Source organism: Nonomuraea sp. NPDC048892, from assembly GCF_040649735.1.
GTDB classification, from domain to species: domain Bacteria; phylum Actinomycetota; class Actinomycetes; order Streptosporangiales; family Streptosporangiaceae; genus Nonomuraea; species Nonomuraea maheshkhaliensis.
In genome coordinates this window covers 68,455-92,764 of the sequence record NZ_JBEZFZ010000007.1, presented here as the reverse complement: position 1 = coordinate 92,764, position 24,310 = coordinate 68,455, and the positions used below count along the sequence as shown (strand labels likewise).

21 protein-coding genes are annotated in these 24,310 nt (G+C 69.4%); 12 read left to right on the top strand and 9 right to left on the bottom strand.

The window, feature by feature from the left end; genetic code table 11:
• Positions 1 to 361: 361 nt before the first annotated feature.
• From aceE to AB0C28_RS24405, 3 genes are all read right to left on the bottom strand, one after another.
• Positions 362 to 3,112: a pyruvate dehydrogenase (acetyl-transferring), homodimeric type gene (gene aceE, locus AB0C28_RS24415; protein WP_358077629.1), complete on the bottom strand. Its 2,751-nt coding sequence runs from the start codon at positions 3,110 to 3,112 to the stop codon at positions 362 to 364.
• 203 nt (positions 3,113 to 3,315) lie between these two features.
• A complete protein-coding gene (locus AB0C28_RS24410; RefSeq protein ID WP_358077626.1) occupies positions 3,316 to 3,540 on the bottom strand; it encodes a hypothetical protein in 225 nt (74 codons plus the stop codon).
• On the bottom strand, positions 3,537 to 4,283 hold the full coding sequence (locus tag AB0C28_RS24405) for a helix-turn-helix domain-containing protein (protein WP_358077623.1): 747 nt from the start codon (positions 4,281 to 4,283) through the stop codon (positions 3,537 to 3,539). The genes AB0C28_RS24410 and AB0C28_RS24405 overlap by 4 nt, the downstream gene beginning before the upstream one ends.
• A 78-nt stretch (positions 4,284 to 4,361) precedes the next feature.
• Between AB0C28_RS24405 and fdxA the strand changes: the two genes are divergently transcribed.
• The 3 genes from fdxA to AB0C28_RS24390 all read left to right on the top strand — a co-directional run bounded on the left by fdxA (position 4,362) and on the right by AB0C28_RS24390 (position 6,261).
• On the top strand, positions 4,362 to 4,703 hold the full coding sequence (gene fdxA / locus AB0C28_RS24400) for a ferredoxin (RefSeq protein WP_358077620.1): 342 nt from the start codon (positions 4,362 to 4,364) through the stop codon (positions 4,701 to 4,703).
• A gap of 104 nt (positions 4,704 to 4,807) precedes the next feature.
• Positions 4,808 to 5,812, top strand: coding sequence for a type I glyceraldehyde-3-phosphate dehydrogenase (gene gap / locus AB0C28_RS24395; protein ID WP_358077617.1), 1,005 nt, complete (start codon positions 4,808 to 4,810; stop codon positions 5,810 to 5,812).
• Between the two features lie 116 nt (positions 5,813 to 5,928).
• Positions 5,929 to 6,261 (top strand): cupin domain-containing protein, encoded by a 333-nt coding sequence (locus AB0C28_RS24390; RefSeq protein WP_358077614.1) that lies wholly within the window; start codon positions 5,929 to 5,931, stop codon positions 6,259 to 6,261.
• Positions 6,262 to 6,569: 308 nt separating this feature from the next.
• Here the strand turns inward: AB0C28_RS24390 and AB0C28_RS24385 are convergent, their stop codons facing one another.
• A complete protein-coding gene (locus AB0C28_RS24385) occupies positions 6,570 to 7,814 on the bottom strand; it encodes a helix-turn-helix domain-containing protein (protein WP_358077612.1) in 1,245 nt (414 codons plus the stop codon).
• A gap of 558 nt (positions 7,815 to 8,372) precedes the next feature.
• Here AB0C28_RS24385 and AB0C28_RS24380 point away from each other — a divergent pair.
• From AB0C28_RS24380 to AB0C28_RS24365, 4 genes are all read left to right on the top strand, one after another.
• The gene (locus AB0C28_RS24380; RefSeq protein ID WP_358077609.1) at positions 8,373 to 8,708 is read left to right on the top strand and encodes a TraR/DksA C4-type zinc finger protein; all 336 of its coding nucleotides are present in this window, start codon (positions 8,373 to 8,375) and stop codon (positions 8,706 to 8,708) included.
• An 80-nt stretch (positions 8,709 to 8,788) separates the two neighbouring features.
• On the top strand, positions 8,789 to 9,109 hold the full coding sequence (locus AB0C28_RS24375; RefSeq protein WP_358077606.1) for an STAS domain-containing protein: 321 nt from the start codon (positions 8,789 to 8,791) through the stop codon (positions 9,107 to 9,109).
• 4 nt (positions 9,110 to 9,113) lie between these two features.
• A complete protein-coding gene (locus tag AB0C28_RS24370; protein ID WP_358077603.1) occupies positions 9,114 to 10,433 on the top strand; it encodes a universal stress protein in 1,320 nt (439 codons plus the stop codon).
• 137 nt (positions 10,434 to 10,570) lie between these two features.
• Positions 10,571 to 13,321 (top strand): cation-translocating P-type ATPase, encoded by a 2,751-nt coding sequence (locus tag AB0C28_RS24365; RefSeq protein WP_358077600.1) that lies wholly within the window; start codon positions 10,571 to 10,573, stop codon positions 13,319 to 13,321.
• Positions 13,322 to 13,718: 397 nt separating this feature from the next.
• Here the strand turns inward: AB0C28_RS24365 and AB0C28_RS24360 are convergent, their stop codons facing one another.
• Positions 13,719 to 14,984: a GAF domain-containing SpoIIE family protein phosphatase gene (locus AB0C28_RS24360; protein WP_358078118.1), complete on the bottom strand. Its 1,266-nt coding sequence runs from the start codon at positions 14,982 to 14,984 to the stop codon at positions 13,719 to 13,721.
• Between the two features lie 734 nt (positions 14,985 to 15,718).
• On the opposite strand from AB0C28_RS24360, the gene AB0C28_RS24355 reads away from it, so the two are divergent.
• From AB0C28_RS24355 to AB0C28_RS24335, 5 genes are all read left to right on the top strand, one after another.
• Entirely contained in the window at positions 15,719 to 16,057 is a 339-nt protein-coding gene (locus AB0C28_RS24355) for a carboxymuconolactone decarboxylase family protein (protein WP_358077597.1), read from the top strand.
• A gap of 71 nt (positions 16,058 to 16,128) precedes the next feature.
• The gene (locus AB0C28_RS24350; RefSeq protein ID WP_358077593.1) at positions 16,129 to 16,821 is read left to right on the top strand and encodes a GTP cyclohydrolase I; all 693 of its coding nucleotides are present in this window, start codon (positions 16,129 to 16,131) and stop codon (positions 16,819 to 16,821) included.
• A gap of 6 nt (positions 16,822 to 16,827) precedes the next feature.
• The gene (locus AB0C28_RS24345; protein WP_358077590.1) at positions 16,828 to 17,703 is read left to right on the top strand and encodes a dihydrofolate reductase family protein; all 876 of its coding nucleotides are present in this window, start codon (positions 16,828 to 16,830) and stop codon (positions 17,701 to 17,703) included.
• Positions 17,700 to 18,008 carry a hypothetical protein gene (locus AB0C28_RS24340; RefSeq protein WP_358077587.1) on the top strand — a complete coding sequence of 103 codons (309 nt, stop codon included), beginning with the start codon at positions 17,700 to 17,702 and terminating at the stop codon, positions 18,006 to 18,008. Before AB0C28_RS24345 ends, AB0C28_RS24340 begins: the two co-directional genes overlap by 4 nt.
• Positions 18,005 to 18,988 carry a magnesium transporter gene (locus tag AB0C28_RS24335; protein WP_358077584.1) on the top strand — a complete coding sequence of 328 codons (984 nt, stop codon included), beginning with the start codon at positions 18,005 to 18,007 and terminating at the stop codon, positions 18,986 to 18,988. The genes AB0C28_RS24340 and AB0C28_RS24335 overlap by 4 nt, the downstream gene beginning before the upstream one ends.
• Before the next feature lie 94 nt (positions 18,989 to 19,082).
• On the opposite strand, the gene AB0C28_RS24330 is transcribed toward AB0C28_RS24335, so the two are convergent.
• The 4 genes from AB0C28_RS24330 to tal all read right to left on the bottom strand — a co-directional run bounded on the left by AB0C28_RS24330 (position 19,083) and on the right by tal (position 24,117).
• Positions 19,083 to 21,077, bottom strand: a complete 1,995-nt coding sequence (locus tag AB0C28_RS24330) for an aconitate hydratase (protein ID WP_358077582.1) — start codon at positions 21,075 to 21,077, stop codon at positions 19,083 to 19,085.
• Positions 21,078 to 21,330: 253 nt separating this feature from the next.
• Positions 21,331 to 21,699, bottom strand: a complete 369-nt coding sequence (locus AB0C28_RS24325) for a DUF488 family protein (protein WP_358077580.1) — start codon at positions 21,697 to 21,699, stop codon at positions 21,331 to 21,333.
• Positions 21,700 to 21,758: 59 nt separating this feature from the next.
• On the bottom strand, positions 21,759 to 23,000 hold the full coding sequence (locus tag AB0C28_RS24320) for an FAD-dependent oxidoreductase (RefSeq protein ID WP_358077577.1): 1,242 nt from the start codon (positions 22,998 to 23,000) through the stop codon (positions 21,759 to 21,761).
• A complete protein-coding gene (tal, locus tag AB0C28_RS24315) occupies positions 22,990 to 24,117 on the bottom strand; it encodes a transaldolase (RefSeq protein WP_358077574.1) in 1,128 nt (375 codons plus the stop codon). Before tal ends, AB0C28_RS24320 begins: the two co-directional genes overlap by 11 nt.
• Between the last annotated feature and the right edge of the window lie 193 nt (positions 24,118 to 24,310).

The window sequence follows — 24,310 nt, the reverse complement described above, 5'->3', positions numbered from 1 at the left end:
TCGGCGAGTCCAGGTCCGGCTAAGCCAGCCAGTCCACCGAGCCGTCCCGGGCGATGAGCGCGACGCACCTGCCGTCCCCGATCACGGCGTAGTCCCGCAGCTGCGCATACCCGTCCACCCGTGCCGGCTGCCCGGCAGCGCAATCATCCGGCCTCGACCGTTCGGCGCGCCGCCCCTCCTGCGCCGGTGGCGTGCCATGGCCCGATCCGGGAGGCACAGCTGTCATCTCGGAAAACCCTTCCCGTATCACGCTTCGTCAAGCCGGGGCAGGGCCGGTCAGCGGCCGTCGAGATCGGCGGCACCTCACGTTCGCCTGACAGCTTCACTGGCTGTGGCAGGCTGCCCTTTCGCCGCGGGCGGCCTACTCGGCGGAGCCTTCGGTGTTGCCGGGCGCGGCGGCGGTGACCTCATTCAGCCGGTACAGCTCGACGGCTTTGCCGGGCGCGGAGGCGTCAAGCTCTCCCCGATCGGCCAGTTGGGTGAGCACCCGCAGCACGATGGAGGGTGCGTCGACGTGGAAGTGACGGCGCAGCGCCCCGCGGGTGTCGGAATGTCCGAAGCCGTCGGTGCCCAGGGAGGACCAGGGGGCGGGGACGAACGGTGCGATCTGGTCGGGCACCGTCCGCATCCAGTCGGACACGGCCGTGACCGGGCCCGGCTCGGTGGCCAGGCGGCGGGTGACGTACGGAACTTTGCGTGGCCGGCCGGGGTGGGCGAGGTTCCACGCGTCGGCGGCGAGGGCTTCACGGCGCAGTTCGGTCCACGAGGTCACCGACCAGACGTCGGCTGCGACGCCCCAGTCGTCGCGCAGCAGGCGTTGGGCCTGCAACGCCCATTGAACGGCGATGCCGGAGGCCAGGATCTGAGCTCGCGGCCCGCCTGTCTGCTCGGCTGGGGCGTAGCGGTGCATTCCGGCGAGGATGCCGTCGATGTCGACGTCGGCCGGCTGCGCCGGCTGGGCGATGGGTTCGTTGTAGAGGGTGAGGTAGTAGAAGACGTTCTGGTCCTCACCCTCGCGAGGCTCACCGTACATCCGGCGCAGGCCGTCGCAGACGATGTGGCCTAGTTCGAAGGCGAAGGCGGCGTCGTAGGCGACGCATGCGGGGTTGGTGGAGGCCAGCAGCAGCGAGTGGCCGTCCTGATGTTGCAGGCCCTCGCCGTTGAGGGTGGTCCGGCCGGCGGTGGCGCCGAGAAGGAAGCCGCGAGTCATCTGGTCGGCGGCCGCCCACAGGCCGTCGCCGGTGCGCTGGAAGCCGAACATGGAGTAGAAGATGTAGACCGGGATCATCGCTTCGCCGTGGGTGGCGTAGGAGGTGCCGGCCGCGGTCCACGACGCCGTCGAGCCGGCTTCGGTGATGCCCTCGTGCAGCAGGACGCCCTTGGTGTCCTCCTGGTAGCTGAGCATCAGTTCCCGGTCCACGGCGAGGTAGGTGTGCCCGTGCGGGGAGTAGATCTTCGCGGTCGGGAAGAGCGCGTCCATGCCGAAGGTGCGGGCCTCGTCCGGGATGATCGGCACGAACCGGTGGCCGATGCCGGGGTCCTTCATCAGGTCCTTGAGCAGCCGGACGAACGCCATCGTGGTGGCGACCTGCTGCCGGCCCGAGCCGCGGCCGGCGACCGCGTACGCTCCGGCGTCCGGCAGGGTCAGCAGAGGTGGGCGGGGCACACTGCGGGCGGGCAGAGGGCCGTCGAGCGCACTGCGCCGCTCTCGCAGATACTCCAGCTCCGGCGAGTTCTCACTCGGCCGGTGATAGGGCGGCAGCTCCTCGTCCAGGTCGGAGTCGGGAATGTCGAGGTAGAGCCGGTCGCGGAAGGACCTGAGGTCATCCAGGGTGAGTTTCTTCATCTGGTGAGTGGCGTTGCGGCCCTCGAAGTGCGAGCCGAGGGTCCAGCCCTTGATGGTCTTGGCCAGGATCACGGTCGGCCGGCCGGTGTGCTCCACGGCCGCCTGGTAGGCCGCGTACAGCTTGCGGTAATCGTGGCCGCCACGTTTGAGTCCCCAGATCTCCTCATCCGACAGGTGCGCGACCATGGCGGCCGTGCGCGGGTCGCGGCCGAAGAAGTGCTCGCGGACAAACGCCCCCGACTCGGCCTTGTAGGTCTGGTAGTCCCCGTCCGGTGTGGCGTTCATCAGGTTGACCAGCGCGCCGTCGGTGTCGGCGGCCAGCAGGGGGTCCCATTCGCGGCCCCAGATCACCTTGATGACGTTCCAGCCGGCGCCGCGGAAGAACGCCTCCAGCTCCTGGATGATCTTTCCGTTGCCACGGACCGGGCCGTCCAGGCGCTGCAGGTTGCAGTTGAGGACGAAGGTGAGGTTGTCGAGTCCCTCGCGGGCGGCCACGCCGATCGCGCCGAGCGCTTCGACCTCGTCCATCTCGCCGTCGCCGAGGAAGGCCCACACCCGCTGCCGGCTGGTGTCCTTGATCCCGCGGTGGTGCAGGTAGCGGTTGAACCGGGCTTGGTAGATCGCGTTGATGGCGCCCAGGCCCATCGAGACGGTGGGGAACTCCCAGAAGTCCGGCATGAGCCGTGGGTGGGGGTAGGACGGCAGGCCACCTGGGTGGGACAGTTCCTGACGGAATCCGTCGAGTTGGCCGGCCGACAGCCGGCCCTCCAGGAAGGCGCGCGCGTACATGCCCGGTGAGGCGTGGCCCTGGAAGTAGATTTGGTCGCCGCCGCCCTCGGCGCCGTGGCCGCGGAAGAAGTGGTTGAACCCGACCTCGTACAGTGACGCTGCCGAGGCGTAGGTGGAGATGTGCCCGCCCACCCCGACGCCGGGCCGCTGCGCCCGGTGCACCATGATCGCGGCGTTCCACCGGATGTAGGCGCGGATGCGTCGTTCGATCTGCTCATCACCGGGGAACGGCGGCTCCAGTCGCGGCGGGATGGTGTTGATGTAGTCGCTGCTGTGCGGGCTCGGCACGCCGATCTGCCGTTCCCGGGCGCGCTGCAGCACGCTGAGCATCAGGTATCTGGCCCGATTCGATCCGGCGTGATCCACCACCGCGTCGAAGGACTCCAGCCATTCCCGCGTCTCGGCGGGGTCCAGGTCGAGAAGCTGGCTGGCCAGCCCGTCGCTGATCAGCGGCTGGCGCTGCGTTCCTGAGGTCATGACGTCGGCCTTTCTCTAACAAGCGTTGACCTTGCGTCGTCCTCCGGCCCTGAACGCCGGCATGATGCGGCCGGGCCGTCCGAACTGACCGATGGTGCGGGGCGCGGTCGAAAGAGCGGAACGGTGCGTTGCTCGCCAGTCGCCCGGCTGCGAGGAGGAGGACCGGTCCGGTCGGCGACCTGCTGGCGCCGCCTGGCGGGCGATCATGGCAGGAGTCCACGGGTGAGCAGGATGCCGAGGGTGGGCAGGAGCACGATCTTGGCGCATTCGGCGGCGATGTAGGCCAGGTGGTGGTGCGATCGCGGTGGGTTCTGCCCCTGGATGAGTTGCCGGGCAGGGCGGTCCAGACGGGGCCGCAGCAACGCCACCTGGATGACCAGCAGCGTCCAGATGGCGATCCGCGCCACGGCGGCGAGGTGGATGTTCACGGCTGATCACCGACGTCGGGCGGCGATGCGGCCTGCTGGTCGTGGACAGGCCCGGCCGCAGGGGCGATCTGCGCCAGGCACAGGTGAGGCTGAACGAAGGGCTGCAGGCTGACCGTCGTGGCTGGGGCGTCGATGTCGGCCAGGGCTCGCCGCAGCATGCCCAGATGGATCGAGCAGACCACCTCCGGGTGCGTCGTGGCGATGGCGCGAAACGGGCAGGCATGCAGGCGAATCTGCCTGCTGTCTCCGTCGTGGGCCAGTTCGGGGTCGAAGCCGAGCTCGGCGAACACGGCGGTCACGTGCAGCGCCGCCTCATCCAGCGTCGTCGTAGGAGCCGGCGGCGCGGGTGCGGGTTCGCGTTGCCCGCTCCAGGCCCAGCCGGCTTGTTCGGCCCGCTGCGCGCGTTCGGCGCGGTTCCCGGCCCAGTGCGCGGCCAGAAGCGCGGACAACAGCTCGTAACCGGTAGGCCCGCCGGGTGCGACGGCGTGGCTGGCCGGGCTGTAGAGCCGGCGCGGTCGTCCTCGCGTCCCGGACTGGCCGCTCTGGCTTCGCACCAGGCCCGCGTCGGTGAGGACGTCGAGGTGGAAGCGGACGGTGGTGACGTGCAGGTCGCACGCCGCGGCCAGCTCACGCACGTCCAACGGGCCGTCGCTGGCCCGCAACGCATCCAGCAGCCGTAGCCGGCTGGCGACGGCGAGTGCTCCGTGCGTGTGGGTTCGCTCGCCCGCTCGGTCGTTGTCCACCCCACCACTCTATTAAAAATGATGCTGATAGTCTAAAAACGGTTCGCTGGTACGACGCCCGGCGAGGAGGAGACCGATATGACCTATGTGATCGCGGAGCCGTGCATCGATGTCCTCGACCGGGCCTGCGTCGAGGAGTGCCCGGTCGACTGCATCTACGAGGGGGCCCGGGCGCTGTACATCCATCCCGACGAGTGCGTGGACTGCGGCGCGTGCGAGCCGGTCTGCCCGGTGGAGGCGATCTTCTACGAGGACGACGTGCCGGCCGCGTGGTCGGAGTTCACCGCCGACAACGCCAGATTCTTCACCGAGCCGCTGCCTGGAGCGGTCGCGGCGCTGGGCTCCCCGGGCGGGGCGGCCAAGCTCGGCCGAGCAGGGGTGGACACCCCGCTGGTCACCGGGCATCCGAGCCCCAGCTAAAGGCGGCTTCACTGCGCGCACCGGGCCGGGCACCGGCTGCGGGTGCCGCCGGTTCGCCGCAGCTCCCGCATGCTGACGAGACTTCACGATGAAGGTGGGATGAGATGCCACGCGTGGCCATCAACGGACTGGGCCGCATCGGCCGGGCAGCGTTGAAAATCCTGCTGGATGCCGACGGGCTCGACCTTGTCGTGGTCAACGACATCGCCGACGTCGACAACCTGGCCTACTTGCTCAGATACGACACCGTCTACGGGCGCTACCACCGCAGGGTCGACGCCGTGGACGGAGCGCTGCTCATCGACGACCGGCGGATCCCGGCGTTCGCCGAACATCACCCGGCCCACCTGCCGTGGGCCGACTTCGGCGTCGACCTGGTGCTGGAATGCACCGGTGTCTACAAAACCGAGGACGACCTGAAGAAGCACCTCCAGGCCGGCGCCTCGTACGTGATCCTGTCCGCGCCGGCAATCGCCGACGGCGTGCCCACGGTGGTGCACGGCGTGAACCGCCCCGACGGTGAACCGCAGATCATTTCCTGCGCCAGCTGCACCACCAACTGCATCACGCCGGTCATCGAGGTCGCCCACCGGCACATCGGGGTCCAACGGGCGGTGATGACGACCATCCACGCCTACACCGCCGGCCAGAAGCTCGTCGACGGCCCGAGTAAGAGGTTTCGGCGCGGTCGGGCCGCAGCGGCCAACCTGGTCCCCACCTCGACCGGAGCGGCACGAGCCACCACCCGCGCCGTCCCCGAACTGGCCGGCAGGTTCGACGGGATCGCGGTGCGCGCCCCCATCCCGGTGGGGTCGATCGCCGACATCGTGTTCGTCGCCAACCGGCCGACCACCGTCGAGGAGGTCAACGACGCCTACCGGCAGGAGGCCACCTCCAGCCGCTACCAGGACATTCTCGGCGTCTCGGAGGATCCGCTGGTCTCCGCCGACATCATCGGCGACCCCCGTGCGGCCGTCATCGACCTCGACCTGACCCGAGTCGTGGACGCCACCCTGGTCAAGGTGATGGCCTGGTACGACAACGAATGGGGATTCACCCACCAGATGATCCGCGAGGCTCGCGCCACGCTCGGCGTGACCGCAACCTGACGCCTCGCTTCAAGGACGGTTGGGAGACGATTCACACTGCAGTGCGGCGACTCCCGAGAAACGCCAGAGGCTGTCCCATGCCTGTGGCGACAGTCGAACCTGGAGGCAATGACGACATGCAGAAAGTCTCGCTCACAGCTCTGGCCCGCCAACAAGCCGACCGGGCAGCCGTAGCCGGTGGCGGTCATGCCGCCGGCACCGTCTACGGCGGCCACGAGAAGGTGCTCCGTCAGACGGTCATCGCCATGAGTCAAGGCGCGCGCCTGTCCGAGCACGAGAACCCCGGCGAGGCCACGGTGCAGGTGCTGCACGGCCGTGTCCGCATGATCGCCGGCGCGCAGTCGTGGGAGGCACGCACCGGAGACCTGCTCATCGTGCCCGATGCCCGCCACAGCCTCGAAGCGCTGGAGGACTCCGCGATCCTGCTGACCGTCGCCAAGCTGCCCTGATCCGATGGTGCCGCGGCCACCCGGCAGGCCGGCGAAACGCCCTCGCGCCGGTGCCGGGGCGTCCGTGCGGGCTGAGGTCGGCCGGGCTCAACCGTGGCCGCCACGACCAGGTCATGTCCTGGTCAACGGGCGATGTGTCCGCGCCTGCATGATCGTCACCGTCGGGGCGGGGATGGCCAGTCTCGCCGATGATCGGTTGCCATCTGGTGGCCAAGGAACCTACCGGCGCGCACCCTGGTCGTCTCGTTGAGCAGTGCAGGTCACGTTCAGCTGTCTGACTCCAGCCGCCTGGGTGCCCAACGGGCAGGCTAGGGCGGGGTGGGCAAGGGCTGTTGCGGCCAGTTGAGGACTTTGGCGCCGAGCACCGCCGCCTGCAACGTGAAGCGGTGGGCAGGATCGGCCGGGTTGTAGCCGGTCAGCGTCTTGACCCGGTTCAGCCGGTAGGTGACGGTGCGCACCGACACGTGCAGTCGCTTGGCCGATTCGGTGGCCACCGCGCCGGTGTCGAAGTAGGCCTCCAGGGTGGCCAGCAGCGGCTGGGCGCCGCCACGGGCCTGCAACAGGGGGCTGAGCACGGCGTTCACCAGGTCGACGATGGCGGGTTGGTCGCGGAGCAGGACCCGGTAGATGAGCAGGTCGTGGGCGTTGACGACCGGGGTGTCGACGTGCAGCCGGCCAGCCATGGTGAGCGCCTCGCGGGCTTCTTCGTAGGAGCGGGCGATGCCGTACAGGCCCGGGTGGGCACGGCCGACCGCGACCCGCCATGGGCGCCCGCGGGGTAGGCGGCTGAGTTCGCGGTGCATGAGCCGTCCGAGGTCGTTGCCGGGATCGGCGGTGGGCGCTACCCGGTCGGCCAGGGCGGGGTCGGCGGGTGCCAGCACGACGAGGAGGCCGTCCTTGGTCGCGACGAGCACGTCGCGGTCGCCGAGCCGGTCGAACATGACCGCCTCCAGGGCGCTGATCGCCGCGTCGGCGTCGGGCAGCCGCCGGCTCGGCGAGGCGAGGGCGACCTGGTGGACGCGGGCGAGGTCGAGCCCGAACGGCTCGGCGCGTTCAACCAGGGCGCCGAGGTCGGAGTCGCCGCGCAGGAGGTCGTCGATCAGTTCGCGGCGCAGCGTCTCTTCCCGGCGGACCAGGTCGCGGCGCGCGTCCGCGTAGCCTTCGGCGAGAGTCGCGACCGCGACGTCGACCACGTGCAGCACCGCGGTGGTGGCGGCGCGCACCGCCTCGCGGTCGCGGGAGCGCACCGCCATCGGCAGGTCCTGCCACAGCCGCCGCGCCGCCGACAGGTACAGCTGAACCACCCGCCCGGCGGAGATGCCCTGTTCCGCGGCCCGCCGGCCGAGCAGCCCCACCGCCTCCAGCTCGCCGTGCTTGGGCCGGCGTCCGTGGACGGCGGCGTCGGCCAGCAGCGGCAGGTACTCGCCGAGCAGCTCCACCGGCACACCTCCGGCGTCCCGGCCGGCCCCCTCGGCAACGCCGATGAGCCACGCGTCATCCACGTCCGATTGCGACGGTGAGCGCTCGCTGCGCCGCCGGCTGCTGTCAGCCATGCCCATCTCCGTACCCGCCTGGCCTCCTGAACCACGGACCCGGTGTTCGACGGGTCTCGGTGGCGGTGACGGGGCGCCCGCTTCGCCGGCCTGTCCTTTGCCGGACCTCGGCAGTTTAGACCGGCCGGGCCCGTGCGCCTGACATCTGTCCGGCACTGTGGAACGCGATCACCAGGAAGGCCGCATCCGCGAAATCCGCCCCGGCCCGTCTCTGGGGCCGCCGGGCCGCCCCGCTGGTACGACCGCTGATCGCCGGTATCCGGGGACGGTGAGCGGTCCTCGTGCGCCCGCTAGGCGCGGCGACGCTGTGATTGCCGACGGTCGGCAACCATGCCTCCGGCATGTTGGCCGGTGGCAGCCCCTGCCTTCCGCATCACGATCGCGTAGGTTGGCAGGTGAAGGGTGATGCCGGATCGAGCGAGGAGGCAGGCCATGGCGGCCTGTCGGCATCCCGCTCCATCCCATCGGTTCGGACCTCGCGCCAACACACTCATCGGTGGCGGCTCGCGGCGCGGTCATCCGGTCTGACACCCGAAATCTGAGAAAGGGGCTGGTTACGTGACCAGCACTGTGCACGATCCGCCTGTGCGCGATCCGATCGAGGAACTGCGCACCACGCTGGAGGAGCAGTTCCAGCGACACAGCGACCAGCTCGCTCACCTTACCGTGTGCAGCCGGCAGCCCGACCGCGGCGGCTTCGACGACGACATTCTCCAAGCACTGATCGGCTCCTCCCGCCAGGTGGTGGCCGACACCGCGCGGGCGTTGCGGCGCATGGCCGAGGGCAGCTACGGGGCCTGCGAACGCTGCGCCACCGACATCCCGCTGCAACGGCTGGAAATCCTGCCGCACGCCCGGTTCTGCGTGCCGTGCCAGCGCAAGCGGACCGGCTGACCGGCCGGCACCTGACCGGAATGCACCGGCGTGCCCCCGCACCAGATCGCGGCGACAACCGCACCGAACGGAGGCCACCGATGGGTTGGTCATCGCCCCGACGCTCGGCCGGCGACCGGGTCGTCACGCTGACCCCTGTCGGCGAGATCGGCCTGCGCACCGCCGGTGCGCTGCGAGCCGCCATCGCGGACACACTGCGTGCGCCACGCCCGGTCGACGTTGTCGTGGATCTGGCCGGGGTGACGTTCCTCGACGGTACGGGAATCGGCGCGCTGGTGGCCGGCCGCGACATCGCCATCCGGGTGGACGCGGCTACACGGTGGTCAACGCGCAGCGGCAGGTGCGCCGGCTCCTGGACCTTGCCGGTGTCCTGCGGGAGCTCACACCCGGAAGGGGACTGAGAGCATGACCGCCAACCCGGCCGCTGTGATCGTCGTAGGAGTCGATGGCTCCGACCAGAGCCTGTCCGCGGTGGAATGGGCCGCCCGAGAAGCGGCCGTCCGACAATGCCGGCTGCGGATCGTGCACGCGTTCCTGTGGCCGCTGATGGGCGTATCGCTGGAACCGCCACCGATGGGGCCGCCCGACGCCGGGCTCCAGCGGGCCGCCGAGAAGCTTCTGTCCATTGCCGTCGAACGGGCCCGTCAGGTCGCCCCTTCCTTGGACGTCAGCACCGATCTTCCGGTGTGCGCCCCCGCCGCGGCGTTGATCGACGCCTCCCGCGATGCCGCCCTGGTAGTGGTCGGTCACCGCGGCCTGGGTGGGTTCACCGGACTGCTCGTCGGGTCCGTCGGCGTCCAGGCCGCCGCGCACGCCGCCTGCCCCGTCGTCGTCGTGCGCGACAGCCCATCCGGCGACGCCGCGCAGGCCGGCCCGGCCACCGGTCAGGTGGTGGTCGGCGTGGACGGCTCGGACCTGTCGGACCTCGCCGTCGACTTCGCCTTCGCGCACGCGGAGCGGCACGGCCTGGGCGTCGTCGCCGTGCACTCCTACCAGTGGCGGATCGGCAGCTACTACGCGGATCACCTGTCTCCATGGCCTGCCCGGCTGCTCGCCGAAGCCGTTGCCGACTACTGCGAGCACTACCCTGATGTTCCGCTCCAGCAGAAGGTCGTCCAGGGCGAGTCCGCCGATGTCCTGATCGCCGAATCCGCTGGCGCCGCCCTGACCGTCGTGGGGTCCCGCGGCCGCGGCGGCTTCACCGGCCTGCTGCTCGGCTCCACCAGCCAGCGCGTGCTGCACCACGCGAGCGGCACAGTGGCCATCGTCCGTGCCCAAGCAACCCATGGCGGCGGCACGATCCGCGTTCGGCAGGGCGTGTCGGACGTACCGGAACCTGCGCAAGCAGCCACCAGGCCCACCGCACCGGCAGCCGCCCAGCCGACCCTCGCCGCGCAACCGGCAGGAGAGCGGACCGGCGCCGATGCCGCGGGTGCGGGTGCGCCGCCGGTGTCGTCATTCGCCAAGGCGCTGTTCACCGACCGGCTGCCGGCGGCGATGGTGATGCCGTATCCGCGGCTGGCCCGTGACGAGCAGCGCCGCGTCGACGCCCTGATCGCCGACGCCCACGAGTTCCTGGACGCGTGCTACGACCCGGTCAAGGTCGAGCAGGAACAGTGGGTGGGCGACGACGTCGTGCTCGGCCTCGGCGAACGCGGCCTGCTCGGCCTGTATGTGGCGCCCGAGTACGGCGGGCCCGGTGTGTCGATGTCGTGCGCATTTTGACGAGCGAGTCTTAGCCGCATAGAGATGGCCCCACACTCCGCCGGTTGGCGCCCCACCCGGCAAACGCCGGCGCCGGGCGATGGCCGCGCAGGCGTCAGCGCAGTTTCCTGGCAGCACTGGCCGGAGAGGATCACCGCATGGCCGGGCCCACCGAAACGACGCCGCAACCGTGGCACGCGCGTGCGGCCGAAGCCGCCGCTCACGCATTCGAGGTGGACCCGCAGCATGGGCTGTCGTCGGCGGAGGCGGCCCGGCGGCTGCAGCGCCACGGCGCCAACCGGCTTGATGAGACGCCGCGCGAACCGCGGTGGCGGGTGTTCCTGCGGCAGTTTCAGGACCTGTTGATCCTGATCCTGCTGGTCGCCGCGGTGGTGAGCATGGTGGTGACCCGAGACTGGGAAACCCCGGCGGTGATCGTCTTGGTGGTCTTCCTCAATGCCACCATCGGGTTCGTGCAGGAGTCCCGGGCGGAGGCCTCGCTGGAGGCGCTGCGGCGTATGCTCCTCACCACCGCGACGGTCCGTCGCGGCAGCCGCGTCGTACAGCTGGACGCCGCCGAGTTGGTGACCGGCGACATCATCGTGATGGAGGCCGGGGATCGGATACCCGCCGACGGCCGGCTGCTGTCCTCGGCCTCGCTGGAGGTGCAGGAGTCCTCGCTGACCGGCGAGGCGCACCCGGTCGGCAAATCCGCTGCCGCCGACGTCGACGAGGCGGCACCGCTGGGTGACCGGGCGAGCGTCGTGTTCATGAACACGATGGTCACCCGCGGCCGCGGCGAGGCGGTGGTCACGGCCACTGGCATGGACACCGAAATCGGCCGGATCGCCGACCTGCTGCACGCAGCCCGGCCCGGGCCGACGCCGCTGCAACGCCAGATCGACGGCCTTGGCCGGACGCTGGCGGTCATCGCCGGCTTCGTCATCGTCGCCGTCTTCGTGCTGGGGCTGGTACGGGGGCAGGACTTCGGCACGCTGTTCGTCAGCGCGGTCTCCCTGGCTGTGGCGGCCATCCCGGAAGGGCTACCGGCGGTCGTCGCGTTCACTCTGGCGATGGGAGCCGGTCGGCTGGCCCGCCGGGGCGCGATCGTCAAACGGCTCGCCTCGGTCGAAACTCTGGGGAGCACCTCGCAGATCTGCACCGACAAGACCGGCACGCTGACGCTCAACCAGATGACCGTACGGGAGATGTTGCTGGCCGGCCGGCGGTTCACCGTCTCCGGCGAGGGCTACACGCCCGACGGGCGGATCCGCACCACGGACGGCTCACCACTGCCCGCGACGCTCGACGACCCGCTGATCGCCGTTGCCCTGTGCAGCGACGCGGTACTGCGCGACGGGCAAGTGGTCGGCGACCCCACCGAGGGCGCTCTGGTGGCCCTCGCCGAAAAGGGCGGCATCGACGTCCGGGCCCTGCGCCAGGAACGCCCCCGCATCATGGAGATCCCGTTCGACTCCGACCACAAGTTCATGGCCACCTTCCACCGCTGGAGCGACAACCGTGGCCGCGACGTGGTCCGATGCTTCATCAAAGGCGCCCCCGACGTGCTGTCGGCGCGGGCCGACCGCTACCTCGGCGGCGAGGCGATCGCGCCGTTCGACGACGCCGCCCGCCAGCGCTACGACCGGGCCAACACCACGCTGGCCGAGCAGGGCATGCGGGTGCTCGCCGTCGGCGTCGAGGATTTCCCCGCCGACGGCTTCGATGCCACCGGCGACCCGAAAGACCTCCTCGACCGGGTCGTCCTCGTCGCCTTGATCGGCATCCTGGACCCGCCCCGCCCCGAGGCACGACAGGCGATCGCGCAATGCCGCGACGCCGGCATCCGCGTCCGAATGATCACCGGCGACCACGCCGTCACCGCCATGGCCATCGCCGCCGAACTCGGCATCCCCGGCACCGCCATCAGCGGCACCGAACTCGACCGCACCCCCGACGCCGACCTCGCCCGACGCCTCGACGACATCGGCGTCATCGCCCGAGTGTCCCCCGCACACAAGATACGGATCGTCAAAGCGCTGCAGGCCCGCGGCGACGTCGTCGCGATGACCGGCGACGGAGTCAACGACGCCCCCGCCCTGCGCAAGGCCGACATCGGCATCGCGATGGGCCTGACCGGAACGGAGGTGACCAAAGAAGCGGCGACGATGATCCTCACCGACGACAACTTCGCCACCATCGTCGGCACCGTCCGCGAAGGCCGCGGCATCTACGACAACATCGTCAAGTTCACCCGGTTCCAGGTGTCCACCGCCTTCGGGTTCGTGCTCACCTTCCTCACCGCATCGGTCACCGGCCTCGCCGGCGGCGCACCGTTCACCGCGCTGCAGATCCTCTTCGTCAACCTGATCATGGACGGCCCACCCGCCATGTCCCTCGGCATCGACCCGGTCAGCCCGGACGCCATGAGCCGACCACCCCGTCCCGCCGGTGAACGCATCCTGACCCGGCAGCGGCTCACCCGGATCGTGCTGGCCGGCGCGGTGATGGCGGCCGGCACGCTCGCGATCCTCGCCTGGGCCCCCGGGCCCCAGCCGGAGCTGGGACAGCCCACGGTCGCCGCGACGATGGCCTTCGTCACGTTCGTGTTCTTCCAGGTCTTCAACCTGCTCAACGTGCGACACGACATCCGCAGCATCTTCAGCCGCGAAACCCTGCACAATCGTTCGGCCTTCATCGCCACCGCCGTCGTCCTGGTGCTCCTGGCACTTGTCGTGGAGATGGACATCCTGCACGGCTTCTTCACCACCACCGACCTCACCGCAGGCCAATGGCTGGCCTGCGCCGCGGTCGGCTCGGCCATCCTGTGGACCGGTGAACTCGTGAAGATCGTGCTGCGAGCCCGCCGCCGGGCAGGCGCGCGGCCTCGCCAGGACATCAACACATGACAAGCGAGCCTCCAACAGGCGTCTGGCTGCACCGGCGGCCGCGCGGGACGGGCAAGGAGAACACCCACCCCAACGCACGATTGCGCGAGGTCGCCCCATCCGCCGAACTGCGGTGCTGAAACGGACACAACCCCGACTACTCTGCGGAGTTTCGCCGTCGCCCCCTTGCTGAACGGCGCGGACCTACCAGGAGCTCTGCGTGAACTGGACGAGCTCGGCCCCGTCACGGATAGGTGCCACTTGCTCACTGAAATCCTCGATGTCGAACATGGCCAGGCCGCAGTCCTCGCCGACCGGCTCTCTCCCGGGGTCTCTCTGGGTTGCACGACAGCATGATCCGGCCGCAGGCGGCCCTGGGCGCTGTGGGATCCGGTTAGCGATGCGGCGGCGACGTAGGCTAGTTGTATAGGGCCAGCAAGGCGACATCGTCGCCCCGCGTAGGGGCGAGCCGCTCCGTCAGTTCATCCAGGAAACGATCTGGCGGCAGACCGTGGAGATCCATCGCCGCACGGCCAAGCCGCTCCAGACCAAGGGACAGATCTTCTCCGGGTCGCTCGATGAGACCGTCGGTGTACAGCAGGAACAGGCCGCCCGCGGCGATCGCAATCGAGGCCGCCGCTTCTCGCGGCACGCTGGCGTCCACGCCTATCGGCAAGCCATGGCCGCCGGTGACAAACCGGGCCTGGCCATCGGCGGGCACCAGCAAGGGGGGCGGATGCCCGGCGTTGCTCCATGCCAGGACAAAGGAGCCGGCATCCAGCGTTCGCGCCACACCGAAGATGAGCGTGGCCATCACATCGGGCTCGTGAAGGTTCTCCAGCGCCTGATCCAAGCGGCACACCACGTCGTCAGGCGGGCCGGGACGGTCCAAGGCGAGGGCCCTGAGCATGTGCCGCAGTTGGCTCATCCGGGCGGTGGCGCGAAGGTCATGGCCGATCACATCACCAATGGTGAACGCCAGCGTGCCGTCCGGTAGCAGGAGGGCGTCGTACCAGTCACCACCCACCTCCGCGTGCGTGCGAGCCGGCGTGTACCGGGCGATGAGGTGAAGTGGCGCGAGCGCAGGCAAGGACTCAGGCAGCAACGAACGCTGTAGGTAGGTGGCGATTTCGCGTTGCTGGCCGTAGAGACGCGCATGGTCCACGACGAGCGCGCCCTGACGAGCGATGCTTTCAATCAAGGGAACCTGCGCCTGGGTGAAGGGCCGATCCGCAGCGGTACGGGTCACGATGATCACGCCGAAGGGGCGACCGCCGACGTCCAGGGGAGCTGCGATCGCAGTGCGCGCGCCGAGCCGGGCCAACAACTCCAATTGGGCGAGTTCCAAAGGATCGGCTGCCTTCTCCGGGGGCGGCACATCGGAGATCAGCACCGCAGCGCGCCGGCGCAGAGCCTGGGCCAGCGGTGCTGTGGAGACCTCCGGCCACGCCGGGAGCAGGTTCGAGGGTTCTCCTGGATGAGGGCTGTCCGAGCCTGAGGCATGCCCCACCACCACAACCCGCCTTGCCTGACCACTCTCGTCCAGCAGATCGACCACGCACCAGTCCGCGAGTTCCTCGACAAGCAGTTCCGCCAGCCGACGCAGACTCCCTTCCCATCCGCTTCCCGCCGTGATCGCTTTCGTGACATCCGCCAGCAGCCTGATAGGGATGGCCCCGTCCATGATCACCCTCGACCTCCTCGACGTCGCGTAAGATCGTCAGAACGGTCCGGCCGATGCGTCCCAGCCCGTTTGACGGCGATCTCGGCATCCGTGATGTCCGCCTCCATCAGGTACTTGGAAAACCTCAAGTCGTCTCGTCGCCACCTGTCCTGTCCCGCCCGGCGGGGGCGCCGGAACTGCGGCGCCATGAGATTACCCAGCGGCCGCTGAACCGGAACTCCGCCACGCAAGCCGACTCACTAAGAGTGAGACGGCAAATCCACTATGTGGGCGGGGCGGGTCACCGGAGTGGGCTCGATCCCTGACATGGATGGGCCAGCGTCCCAACTACTGGCCGCCCTGGCCGGCGTGATCATCGGCATGTTCGTCGAGCGCCGAGCCGATCGGCAGTCCAAGACACAGGATCCGGTGCGTGCGGCCGTGAGGTGAATTGCTGGACGAATCATTAACCAGACAGGGTCGTATGGCCGCGGAGCTGGGACATGTCGTAGATATGGCTGTTGACCTCGAAGACTTCGTCGTTCGCCAGACCACCAGGGACGTCTGCGGACGGTAGCACGACCTTGAACGAACAATGGATCTCATGGTCGACAAGGCGCAGCCGATCGCGGTCCTGCTCGCCTGCATCGTCTCGGGTGTCATCGTGGCCGCTTCCGGGTTAGCGCCGCGTGCCGTCGTCTCGGCCGTCGCCGGATGTCGGCAATGTCGATGCCTAGGGAAAGGATGGTGCTCTCGTGACCGAGGCCCTCTACCAACCGGCCACACCTGAGATCGCGGCCCGGCGCGAGCAACTCGCGCCGGGCATTCATGAGGCGTTCGAGAACTTCAGCCGTGCCGTGTTCACTGACGGAGCGCTGCCGGAAAAGACCAAGCAGCTGATCGCGGTGGCGGTGGCTCACGTCACCCAGTGCCCCTACTGCATCGACGGGCACACCCGTCTAGCCCGCCGTAAGGGTGCAAGCCCCGAGGAGATCATGGAGGCGATATGGGTGGCCGCCGAAATGCGCGCCGGCGGCGCCTACGCGCATTCCACCCTCGCCCTGCACGCGATGGGCGAGGTCAGCCTCAGGTGAGAAGTGATGAGCGGCGAGTCCAGCGCAGGCGCGACCCACGCGGATCGACGTTGTTGTGAGGAGTTGGCGCAGTGAGCGACCATACCGACCGCGTGGGGGTGGCCTCGGATGCCACCGGGCCGGCGGTGACGGTCTCTGGGGCGTTTGCCGAGGAGTGGGAGGCCGTCGCCCCTCGGCAGATCGATCCGGAGCAATGGCAGCGCTTCGAAGCGTACATGAGGGAGATCTTCACCGCGATGGGCCTGCCCGCCGGGTCGTCGTCCACGATGGACACGCCGCGCCGTTTCCTGCGCGCGATCTTCGATGCGACCAGCGGGTTCGAGGGCGATGAGAAGCTGGTCACCGCGTTTGCGACCGAGTGCCGCGGCGGCCCGGACTGCCGTATCAGTCAGGTGGTGGAAGGGCCGATCCCGTTCTTCTCCCTGTGTGAGCACCACAGCCTGCCGTTCTTCGGCAGGGCCTACATCGGCTACATCGCGCATGAGCACATCCTGGGGCTTTCCAAGCTGACCAGGTTGGTGCGATTGTTCGCCCGCCGGTTCTCCGTGCAGGAACGGATCGGCCAGCAACTCGCGGACGCGCTGGATCGCATCTTGGCCCCGCACGGTGTGGCGGTACATCTGGAGGCGGTGCACCTGTGCACGCAGATGCGCGGCGTGCGGGAACTCGACTCCAGCACCCGCACCACCTACTGGCGTGGCAACTACGACGCCGATGCGCAGCTGCGGGCCGAGTTCATCGGGCTGTGCGGCCACCGAGGTTGACCGGGCATGGAACAGCACAACGCCGGACACCCCGCCGCTCAGGCACCGGTGGAGTTGCTGAACCTGCTGCCTGAGGAGGAGGTCGGGCTGCCGCGTGGGCGCCTACCCTCGGCCCTCGCTACGGCCTACGGCGGCAATCTGGGATTCACCGAGCCGTGCGTGTACGCCAACTTCGTTGCCTCACTTGACGGAGTAGTCGCTCTCGGCCCACAGTACCCTTCCTCCGGTTCGGCGATCAGCGGCGGCGAACCGGCGGACCGGTTCGTCATGGGGTTGCTGCGCGCCTTCGCCGACGTTGTGCTCATCGGCGCCGGCACCCTGCGAGCCAGCCCCGGCCATCGGTGGACGCCAGAGCACATCTACCCCGCGGCCGCCGCTGACTTCGCAGCGCTGCGACGCCGCCGAGGCCGTGCCGCCGGTCCTGAGCTGGCCGTGGTCACCGCCACCGGAAACGTGCCGACCGGCCATCCCGGGCTCGAAGCCGGTGCGCTCGTCCTCACCACGAAGGCCGGGGCCCGCCTGCTTGAAGAGCGTCTCCCGGCAACCTGCACCGTCGTCACCCTGGGCGAAGGATCGGTCCTGCGCATGGCGGATGTGCTGCGGGCCATCCGTGATCGCGGGCACACCATGGTGCTGTCTGAGGGCGGCCCGCGCCTTTTCGGGCACCTGGTCCGCGACCGCCTGGTGGACGAACTCTTCCTCACCCTCTCCCCAGTGATCGCCGGCCGCGCGGACACCTCGCGCCCCGGCCTGGTCACCGGGTTGGAGCTGCTCCCCAGCAGACGGGAGAGTGCCGAACAGGTCAGCGTCCGCCGGGGCGCGTCGTACCTGTTCCTGCGCTACCGGCTTCACCACAGCGACCATCTGGAGAGCAGACCGTGACGGCGGACAGCATCGCCGCGCGCAGCCGCCGCGCTCTTGACGATGACAGCAGCCACATCATCGAAAGCGCGCCGATCGACGCTCCGGCTCGGCTCCCGTACAGTCTGGGGGTGCTGCTGGAGAGCCTGCTGAACGAGGGCGGCGCGCTGGTCACCGGCGAGCGGGTCATCGCGGTCGCTTCCTGGACCCGGCGACCGAGCACGGCGCGAAGGCATCAGGTCACCCGCCAGGCTGGGCCTGCTGCAGGAGACGACATCACGACGAGCGCCGTACGGCCGCCTAGAGCTCCGGGCCGCGCACCGTGACGGTCGGCACTCCCACCGGCGGTGCGGACTTCACGGGCACGGCCGCTGAGCACGTCGTGACCGAGGTGCCGACCTTCGGGCCCGAGGTGCGTGCGGGCGACGCCCGCACGCGGATGCTGGGTCGCCGCTTCGACTGCGCCTGCGACATCGTGGTGGTCGACGAGCGCGGCAGGCTTCACGGCCTGGTCAGCATCGAGCAGCTGCTCGCCGCCGACGACGCCGTCACCGTAGGCGAGCTCGCCGATCATGACCCGCCCACCGTGACCCCGGGCGTGGATCAGGAGATCGCCGCCTGGCGGGCCGTACAGCACGCAGAAAGCAGCCTCGCGATGGTCGACCCCGACGGGCGCTTCCACGGGCTGATCCCCCCGCAGCGGCTACTCCGCGTCCTGCTCGAGGAACACGATGAGGACATGGCCAGGCTCGGCGGCTATCTCAAGGGCTCCGCCACCGCCCGCACCGCCGCGGAAGAGCCGGTACGGCGGCGATTCGCCCACCGGATGCCCTGGCTGCTGCTCGGACTTCTCGGCGTCATGCTGTCAGCCGGCATCGTCGGCTCGTTCGAGGAACAGTTGGCCGCCAACGTCACCCTTGCCTTCTTCCTGCCCGGCGTCGTCTACATGGCCGACGCGGTGGGCACGCAAACTGAAGCGGTCGTCGTGCGGGGCCTTTCCGTCGGAGTCTCCATCCGCCGCCTTGTTCGCGGCGAGGCCATCACCGGCCTCATCATTGGCGCCGCTATGGCCGCTACGTTTCTTCCCTTCGCCCTCTTGTACGGCGACGCCCACGTGGCCCTCACCGCCTCCGTCTCTCTGTTCGGCGCCTGCTCGGTGGCATCAGTGCTCGCCATGGCTCTGCCCTGGCTGCTCAACCGGCTCGGCCAAGATCCGGCGTTCGGCTCGGGACCGCTGGCCACGGTCGTGCAGGACCTGGTGTCCATCGCCGTCTATCTGCTCACCTCGCTGATCATCGTCGGATGAGCCAAGGCCCCGGCCAACGCGAACATTCCGGCGAGCCGCGCTGACCTTCACCACCGGGGCGGATGTGACAGCGGTGAGTGAGCTGCAGCATCGCTCACCTGGCCTCGCGCGAAGAAGACGGCTCCGGCCGTTGGCTTGCCTTTCGCTGGCGTAGCCAGGGAATCAGCCCACCGGCCAGCAGCATCGCGATCTGCCGGTCGGACAGTCGGTGCCGCGTGGAGTACAGCTGGTCTCGGGTGGTGTTGCGCACCGTGATCTCGGTGCCGCCGGAGCCGATCGCGTGCCGTAGGCCGTCCAGCACGAGCACGTCGCCCTGCTCGACGCGGTGGTAGTCCTCAGGGTCGGCGAATTCCAGCGCGAGCACGCCGAAGTTGGCCAGGTTCTGCCAGTGGATACGGGCGAAGGACACCGCCAGCACCACGCGCAGGCCGAGATAGCGGGGGGCGATGACGGCGTGTTCGCGCGAGGAGCCCTGTCCGTAGTTGACGCCGCCGACCACGATGTGCCCGCTGCCGCGGCAGGCGTGTGCCCGGCTGACGTAGGACTCATCGATCTGTGCGAAGGTGAACTCGGCCAGCTTGGGGATGTTGCTGCGGTAGGGCAACACCCGGGCGCCGGCGGGCAGGATCTCATCGGTGGACACATCATCGCCGACCTTGAGCGCGACCGGTGCCTGGATGCGGTCGGGCAGCAGCGGGGAGTCGGGCAGCGAGGAGATGTTCGCTCCCTTGACCAGTTCGGCCTGATCGGCATGCGCCGACGGCGGCGGTTCGAGCATGGCGGTGTTCACGCTGGACTCGGCTGGCAGCTTCAGGTGCGGATAGTCGATGCCGAGCAGGCGCGGCAAGTCGCGAGGGTCGGTGATCTGGCCGGTGAGAGCGGCCGCGGCGGCGGTCTCGGGGGAGCACAGGAAGACCGAGTCCTCACGGGTGCCGGACCGGCCGGGAAAGTTGCGCGGGACGGTGCGCAGGCTGTTGCGCCCGTTGGCTGGCGCCTGGCCCATGCCGATGCAGCCCATGCAGCCGGACTGGTGCAGCCGTGCACCGGCCGAGATCAGCGCGAACGTGGCGCCCATCTTCGTGAGGTCCTGCAGAATCTGCCGCGAGCTCGGGTTGATGTCCAGCGACACCCTCGGATGCGCCTGCCGCCCAGAAACGATGGCGGCGACGACGGCGAAATCGCGCAGCCCGGGGTTGGCCGAGGAGCCGACCACCACCTGGTCCACCTGCCGACCGGCTACCTCGCGCACCGTGACCACGTTCCCCGGTGAGCTGGGCAGCGCGATCAGCGGCTCCAGACTCGACAGGTCGATCTCGTCGGTCACGTCGTAGGTGGCGTCGGCGTCGGCGACCAGTTCGGCGAAGTCGTGCTCGCGCCGCTCTGCCCGCAGGAAGTCCCGGACCTGATCGTCGGCCGGGAACACCGTGGTGGTCGCGCCGAGTTCGGCCCCCATGTTCGCGATCACATGCCGATCCATGGCGGTCAGCTGCGCCAGCCCGGGACCGTGATATTCGATGATCCGGTTCACGCCGCCTTTGACGCCGTGCCGGCGGAGCATTTCGAGGATGACGTCCTTGGCGCTCACCCAGGTCGGGAGTTCGCCAGTCAGCCGTACTCCCCAGATGTCGGGCATGCGCAGGTACACCGGTTCGCCGGCGATCGCCATGGCCACCTCGATGCCGCCCAGGCCGATCGCCAGCATTCCCAGCGATCCCGCCGCCGGAGTGTGGCTGTCGGAGCCGACCAGCGTCTGGCCGGGGATGCCGAAGCGCTGCATGTGGGTCGGGTGGGAGACGCCGTTGCCCGGCTTGGAGTACCACAGTCCGAATCGATGGCAGGCCGAGCGCAGGAAGGTGTGGTCCTCGGCGTTCTTGCTGTCGGTCTGCAACAGGTTGTGGTCGACGTACTGCACCGACACCTCGGTGCGTGCCCGGTCCAGGTCGAGCGCTTCCAGTTCGAGCATCACCAAGGTGCCGGTCGCGTCCTGGGTGAGGGTCTGGTCGATCCGCAGGGCGATCTCTTCCCCGGTGGTCATGTCGCCGGAGACGAGGTGTGTGGCGATCAGTTTCTGTGTGACGTTGTGTCCCATGCTGACCCTCCTGGCCTGCATCGAAGAGTGTGCTGCCGCCACCGCGCGCTAGGCACGCCGCGATGATGTTCCGGCCTGCCGGCGGCAATCGCCGTCTCAGGAAGCCGGTCATCACGCCACCGATTCCGGGCGCTTCCGCTCCTGGCCCAGGGGGCAGGACAGGGGTCCTGATGAGGGACGGCGACGGACGCCTGCGCAGATCGGCCCTCCAGCACGGCCGCCCTGCCGGCGGCCATCCCGCAGGCGGCCGTAGTCACTGCTGGAGCAGTTCAGCGAGCACGGCCGCCTCGCTGATCTCCGGCTGTCTGGTCGCGGTGAGCAGGGTCAGCACGCCGCCTCGGGCGAGATCGCGCAGGTGCGTGACCGCGGCTGCCCGTTCGGGGTCTGCCAGTTCGCTGCGGTAGCGGCGGCCGAACTCCACGAAGAGTTCGGGGTCGTGGTGATACCAGGTACGCAGCTCTGTCGAGGGGGCGACCTGTTTACACCATTCGTCGAGGCTGGCCTTGGCTTTGGTCAGCCCTCGCGGCCAGATCCGGTCCACCAGCACCCTGGTGCCGTCGTCTCCCGCCGGTTCCTCATAGACCCGGCGCACCTGAACCTTGCCCTTGCTCTTGCCTGCCATGGTTGCCTCCTCACGGTCGAGCGAGTTCGTAGGGCGGGGGCGCCTTCATCAGCGCCTGTTCAGGGCGCAGCGCCTGCCAGCGAGCCCAGCGGTGTCTTGACATCTCCCAGCGCGCCGGCGTCCACCCGTCCGCCCGCGCGCACGAGATTCTGGATGGCGTCATTGACGTCCCAGATGTTGACGTTCATGCCGGCCAGCACCCGCCCGCCGCGCAACCAGAACGTGATGAACTGACGCGCCTCCACGTCACCGCGGAAGATCACTTCGTCATAGCCGCCGGGCTCGACGTAGCCGGAGTACTCCATTCCCAGGTCGTACTGGTCGGTGAAGAAGTATGGCAGCCGGTCGTAGGCCACATCCTGGCCGAGCATCGCCCTGGCCGCGACCTGCGGCTGGTAAAGCGCGTTGGCCCAATGCTCGACGCGGATGTGCCGGCCCAGCAGGGGATGGAAGGCGTTGGCCACATCGCCGGCGGCGTAGATGTCCGCATCGGAGGTGCGCAGGTGCTCATCGACCCGGACGCCGTTGTCCACCTCCAGCCCCGCTGCCAGCGCGAGCTCGACGTTGGGCGTGATACCGATCCCAGCGATGACCGCGTCGGCATCGATCCGGCTGCCGTCGGCCAGCCGTACGCCGACAGCCTGGCCGCCCCGGCCGAGGATCTCGGCGACCTGCACACCGCAGGCCAGGTCGACCCCGTGTTCGCGGTGCAGGTCGGCGAAGACCTCGGCGGCCTCGCGGCCGAGCACCCGCAGCAGCGGCAACGGCGCGCGCTCCAGAACGGTCACCTCGGCTCCGGCGGCGCGGGCGGCGGCCGCGGTCTCCAGCCCGATCCAGCCGGCCCCGATGATCGCCACCCGGGACGCGCTCTGCAGGGCTGCCTTGAGCCGGTCGCTGTCGTCGACCCGGCGCAAGTAGAGCACACCGTCCAGGTCGGCGCCCGGCAACTGCAGCCGCCGCGGAGAGGAGCCGGTGGCCAGCAGCAGCTTGGCATAGCCGATGCGGCTGCCGTCGGACAGGCTCACCTCGTGCCGGGCGGGGTCGATGCCGGTGACCGCGGTGCCGAGGCGCAGGTCGATCTGGTGCTCGCCGTACCACGGTTGCGGGTGGACGTAGATCTCACCTCTACTGGTGGTGCCCAGCAGGTAGCCCTTCGACAGCGGCGGCCGCTCGTAGGGGGGTTCGCTCTCCTGGCCGATCAGCACGATCCGGCCCTGGAAGTCCTCTTCGCGCAGGGTCTGCGCGGTCTTGGCCCCCGCCAGGCTCGCTCCGGCGATCAGATACGTCGGGTCACCGGCCATGTCCAGCACCTCTGCCGGTTGCTCGTAGGGTGGTCGCCAGTTGCTCGCGCAGCCGGTCCCAGCTCGCCTCAAAGACGGCCACGCCGTCGTTCTCGAGCCTTTGCACGACGTCGTCGTAGTCGATGCCCAGCCGTCGCAGCCGGTCGAACACCTGCTGGGCCTGCTGGTAGTGGTCGGGTATCGACTCGGGCGGCACCTGGCCGTGGTCGGCCACCGCGCGCAAGGTGGCCTCGGGCATCGTGTTGACCACACCGGGCGCGACCAGATCGACCACGTAGCGCGTGTCGGGGTAGGCCGGGTCCTTGGTCGAGGTCGAGGCCCACAGGGGTCGCTGCGGACGCGCGCCCGCCGCCTCCAGCGCCCTCCATCGCGGCGAGGCGAGCATCTGCTCGTAGCGTTGATAGGCCAGCCGGGCGTTGGCCAGGGCGGCCTGGCCGCGTAGTTCGGCCGCCTCAGCGGTTCCGATCTTGTCCAATCGATCGTCGATCTCGGTGTCAAGCCGGGAGACGAAGAACGAGGCCACCGAGGCGAGAGCGGACAGATCCCGGCCGCTCAGCCGGGCGGCTTCCATCCCGTCGAGGAAGGCCTTCATCACCGCGTCGTAGCGGGACAGCGAGAAGATCAGGGTGACGTTGACGCTGATCCCGTCGGCCAGGCACGCGGCGATCGCCGGCAATCCCTGACACGCGGCCGGGATCTTGATAAACAGGTTGGGCCGGTCCACCAGCCACCACAACGCCTGCGCCTCGGCGATCGTCGCGCCGGTGTCGTGGGCCAGCCGCGGGTCCACCTCGATCGACACCCGGCCGTCCACCCCGTCGGTGGCGTCGTAGACCCACCGCAGAACGTCGCAGGCCGCGCGGACGTCGAAGGTGGTCAGCGCCCGCAGCGCCTCCGCGGCCTCGACGCCACGCGCCGCCAAAGCGCTCATCTGCGCGTGGTAGGCGTCGCCGCCGGTTATGGCCTTGGCGAAGATGGCGGGATTGGTGGTGACTCCCATCACGTGGTCCCGCGCGACCAGGGCGGCCAGGCTGCCCGAGACCAGCCGTTCCCGGCTTAGGTCGTCCAGCCAGATCGACACCCCGCGGGTACTGAGTTCGACAAGTGGATCGGCCATGGCATGACTCGCCTTCCTGTGGTGCGGTGATGTACATCCGCTGACGTACATCCAGCCTCGTTCAGAGCTCCACCAGGGCCGTCATCTCGCTCATGACACCGACGCTACGCCGGTGGACGTCAAAGCGAGTTCAGGAGATTTCCAGGACGGTGGCGCCTTCGTCCAGCTCCGTGGCCCTTGACGGGATTTTTCA

Excerpts from the sequence above, each read along its gene's own strand:
- AB0C28_RS24365 (WP_358077600.1), top strand. The coding sequence starts at position 10,571 with ATGGCCGGGCCCACCGAAACGACGCCGCAACCGTGGCACGCGCGTGCG.
- AB0C28_RS24370 (WP_358077603.1), top strand. The coding sequence starts at position 9,114 with ATGACCGCCAACCCGGCCGCTGTGATCGTCGTAGGAGTCGATGGCTCC.
- aceE (WP_358077629.1), bottom strand. The coding sequence starts at position 3,112 with ATGACCTCAGGAACGCAGCGCCAGCCGCTGATCAGCGACGGGCTGGCC.
- gap (WP_358077617.1), top strand. The coding sequence starts at position 4,808 with ATGCCACGCGTGGCCATCAACGGACTGGGCCGCATCGGCCGGGCAGCG.
- AB0C28_RS24345 (WP_358077590.1), top strand. The coding sequence starts at position 16,828 with ATGGAACAGCACAACGCCGGACACCCCGCCGCTCAGGCACCGGTGGAG.
- AB0C28_RS24390 (WP_358077614.1), top strand. The coding sequence starts at position 5,929 with ATGCAGAAAGTCTCGCTCACAGCTCTGGCCCGCCAACAAGCCGACCGG.
- AB0C28_RS24375 (WP_358077606.1), top strand. The coding sequence starts at position 8,789 with ATGGGTTGGTCATCGCCCCGACGCTCGGCCGGCGACCGGGTCGTCACG.
- fdxA (WP_358077620.1), top strand. The coding sequence starts at position 4,362 with ATGACCTATGTGATCGCGGAGCCGTGCATCGATGTCCTCGACCGGGCC.
- AB0C28_RS24360 (WP_358078118.1), bottom strand. The coding sequence starts at position 14,984 with ATGGACGGGGCCATCCCTATCAGGCTGCTGGCGGATGTCACGAAAGCG.
- tal (WP_358077574.1), bottom strand. The coding sequence starts at position 24,117 with ATGGCCGATCCACTTGTCGAACTCAGTACCCGCGGGGTGTCGATCTGG.
- AB0C28_RS24320 (WP_358077577.1), bottom strand. The coding sequence starts at position 23,000 with ATGGCCGGTGACCCGACGTATCTGATCGCCGGAGCGAGCCTGGCGGGG.
- AB0C28_RS24325 (WP_358077580.1), bottom strand. The coding sequence starts at position 21,699 with ATGGCAGGCAAGAGCAAGGGCAAGGTTCAGGTGCGCCGGGTCTATGAG.
- AB0C28_RS24330 (WP_358077582.1), bottom strand. The coding sequence starts at position 21,077 with ATGGGACACAACGTCACACAGAAACTGATCGCCACACACCTCGTCTCC.
- AB0C28_RS24385 (WP_358077612.1), bottom strand. The coding sequence starts at position 7,814 with ATGGCTGACAGCAGCCGGCGGCGCAGCGAGCGCTCACCGTCGCAATCG.